This is a genomic window from Mameliella sp. AT18, from assembly GCF_028807275.1.
GTDB lineage: Bacteria > Pseudomonadota > Alphaproteobacteria > Rhodobacterales > Rhodobacteraceae > Antarctobacter > Antarctobacter albus.
On the sequence record NZ_JARAMO010000107.1, the window covers coordinates 1 to 2,724 of the forward strand.

At 60.3% G+C, this 2,724-nt stretch carries 3 protein-coding genes and 1 pseudogene; 1 reads left to right on the forward strand and 3 read right to left on the reverse strand.

Annotated elements, in window-relative coordinates:
- The coding region (locus PVW46_RS13330; RefSeq protein ID WP_338020525.1) for a nuclear transport factor 2-like protein at positions 1-366 on the forward strand (366 nt) is incomplete at its 5' end.
- A gap of 303 nt (positions 367-669) precedes the next feature.
- On the opposite strand, the gene PVW46_RS13335 is transcribed toward PVW46_RS13330, so the two are convergent.
- The 3 genes and pseudogenes from PVW46_RS13335 to PVW46_RS13345 all read right to left on the reverse strand — a co-directional run.
- A complete protein-coding gene (locus PVW46_RS13335) occupies positions 670-1,062 on the reverse strand; it encodes a VOC family protein (protein WP_043147002.1) in 393 nt (130 codons plus the stop codon).
- Complete coding sequence (locus PVW46_RS13340; RefSeq protein WP_043147003.1) at positions 1,059-1,367, reverse strand: ArsR/SmtB family transcription factor; 309 nt, start codon at positions 1,365-1,367, stop codon at positions 1,059-1,061. The genes PVW46_RS13335 and PVW46_RS13340 overlap by 4 nt, the downstream gene beginning before the upstream one ends.
- 179 nt (positions 1,368-1,546) lie before the next feature.
- Positions 1,547-2,724: pseudogene (locus PVW46_RS13345) on the reverse strand (IS91 family transposase); the annotation flags it as partial.

Here is a 2,724-nt window from a genome sequence, read left to right on the forward strand (position 1 = left end):
ACTTTGGGCCCGACGGAGATCATCGGGAGCGCGGACTGCGGAAACTCCCCCAAGAATGCATTCGTGCAGGACATCGCGATTGCCCTGGAGACCGGCGTCGCCTCTGCCGAAATCTTTGATCCAGAGGTCACGTGGACCCGGACTTCGACAGAGACGGTCGAGGGGCAAGCTGCGGTCCTCCAGGCGTTGTCTTCCACCCGTCTGCCGATGAAGATCATGGTCGAGCACGCGATCGCACATGGTAAGGTCGGCATGGCCAGCGGGGAAAGAACTCTGTCCGATGGATTGAAGCGTCCTTTCTGCCACGTTTTCGAGTTCAACAACGGCAAAGCGAGAAGCGTGGTGTCGATCAAGACCTACATGTGAAGTTGCTCATGCCTACCTGCCAACTGCTCAGGACGAAGCCTGTGACCGGGCCTGTTCCAACCATGAACACGGTTTCAGCAGCGGATGCGACTATCGTGGAACGGCAGCAGTGCTAAGCACACCAGCCTTTCGTCACGCTTGTCTCGAAGGTCAGCTTCGGGCCGGAAGCGCCCGCAGGCCTGGTGCGCTAGAGCGAGGGGCCTGCCGCGCCGCCGCAGGTCTGCTTCGAGCCCATTCCCACAAAATGCCGCGCATTGGCCGAACGGCAGCTTCCCCTACCTTCCGGCCAAGTATTGTGGCCGTCTAGGCGTCTTTCATCTGGATTAACTGGATCAGGTTGCCGCAGGTGTCATCAAAAACAGCCATGTGAACTGCGCCCGCGTCCATTGGTTCGGTGGTGAACTCCACGCCTCGGTCGGTCAGTTTCTTCCACTCGGCATCGAGGTCTTGCACCTGAAATGAGTGGGCGGCGATACCATCGGCAACGAGCGCTTCCTTGAACGGGTTCGTGGCGGGGTGGTCGCTTGGTTCAAGCAGCAACTCTGTTCCATCTTGGTCTTCTTCTGAAACAACCGTCAGCCAGCGATTGGTGCCCAATGGAATGTTTTGCTTGACTTTAAAGCCGAGCACTTCGGTATAGAATCTTTCGGCCTTGTCTTGGTCGTCAACAAAGACGCTTGTGACATAGATTTTCACGTCTTGGTTCCTTTCGGTTTGTATTTCGCAAGCCATGATGCCGCCGCGATGTGGTCTTCGCTGACGCTCAAAGAATGCGCTTTAGTTCGCCCCTTCCATTCGATCTCAATCAGTCCCGCTTTCTCTAAGACGGTGAGATGCTGGGAGACTGTTTGTCGGGACAAAGCAATCCCATCCTCTGCAACCGAAGCTGCGCACACCTCGAACAACGATTGAGCTGGCCTTTTGCTCAGATGGTCGATGATGCGACGCCGGGTGCTGTCTGAAAGAGCCTTGAAGATTAGGTCTAGCTGGTCATCTGTCATGCGCTCTATATGCAGTAAGATTGCGGCATGTCAAGCGCAGTAATCTTACTGCATAACTGCCGAACGTCGAATAGCGGACGTCACCGGGCGGCAATCGATGATCACAAAGTCCCGCACTTTACCAGTTCGGGACGAGTGCAAGAACCGGAGTGGTGTTGGTGACAGTGACGGGCGCTTCGTCATGCGGCCTGCTCCCGTGGTGGGGCGCGCGACATCGGTTTCTGGCCGCGGCGGACGATCTCGATGATGCGCGTCGGGCCGCCGCAGCATGGGCACGGTTCACGCAGGGTGAGAGGTGCGGGCTCCCTCGTGTCCTGGGCTTCCCGTTCGGGTGTACGCTGCCCGAGCAGGTCGCGGATGCGGTCGATGGTGGCCTTGCGTTTTGCGCTGGCCAGCAGTTCGTAGTGCCGGATGCGATGGAAGCCGTCCGGGAGCACGTGCATCAGGAATCGGCGGACGAACTCCGGCGTGGACAGGCGCATGCCCTTTGCCGGTTACCAGACTTGATGCGGTAGTCCTTCCAGCGGAACGCGACAGTCTCGGCGTCGGCGCTGATCAGGCGGGTGTTGGAGATCGCGACACGGTGGGTGTATCGACTGAGGTAGGCGAGCACTGCCTCGGGGCCGCCAAAGGGCGGTTTGGCGTAGACCATCCATTCGGATTTTCGGAACGGTGCGAGCCAGGCGGCAAAGGCATCCGCATGTGCCAGCCGTTGGAGGTCGCCGTAGACGTCCAGTTCCCCGGCCCGGTGCAGGGCCTGCAGCCCGTCGAGGAAAAGCCGCCGGAACAGGCGGGACAGCACGCGGACATGCAAGAAGAACCCCGGCTTGCAGGCGACCCATCGGGTGCCATCCGGCGACAGGCCTCCGTCCGGCACAATCATGTGGATGTGGGGGTGATGGGTCAGGGCCGATCCCCAGGTGTGCAGGACGCTGGTCATGCCGATCCTGGCGCCGAGGCGCTTGGGATCGGTTGCAAAAGTCATCACCGTTTCCGCGGGCGCGCGGAACAGCAGGCCATAGACCGCCTTCTTGTTCCAGAACGCGATCTGCGCGATCTCCGCCGGGAGGGTGAAGACGATGTGGAAATACTCCACGGGCAACAGGTCCTCTGCGCGCGCCGCCATCCAGACGCGCGCCGCAGGCCCCTGGCACTTCGGATAGTGCCGGTTCTTGCAGGAATTGTAGGCGATGTGATGGTGGCCGCACTTGGCGCAGCCCGCCACAAGCCCGCCGAGCGCCTCGGTCCGGCAGGTTTCGATGGCTGACATCACCTTCAGTTGGGAGAAGCTGACATGCCCCGCATTGGCCTGCCGCCACGCAGGACCATGGGCGCGAAAGATGTCAGCGATCTCCAG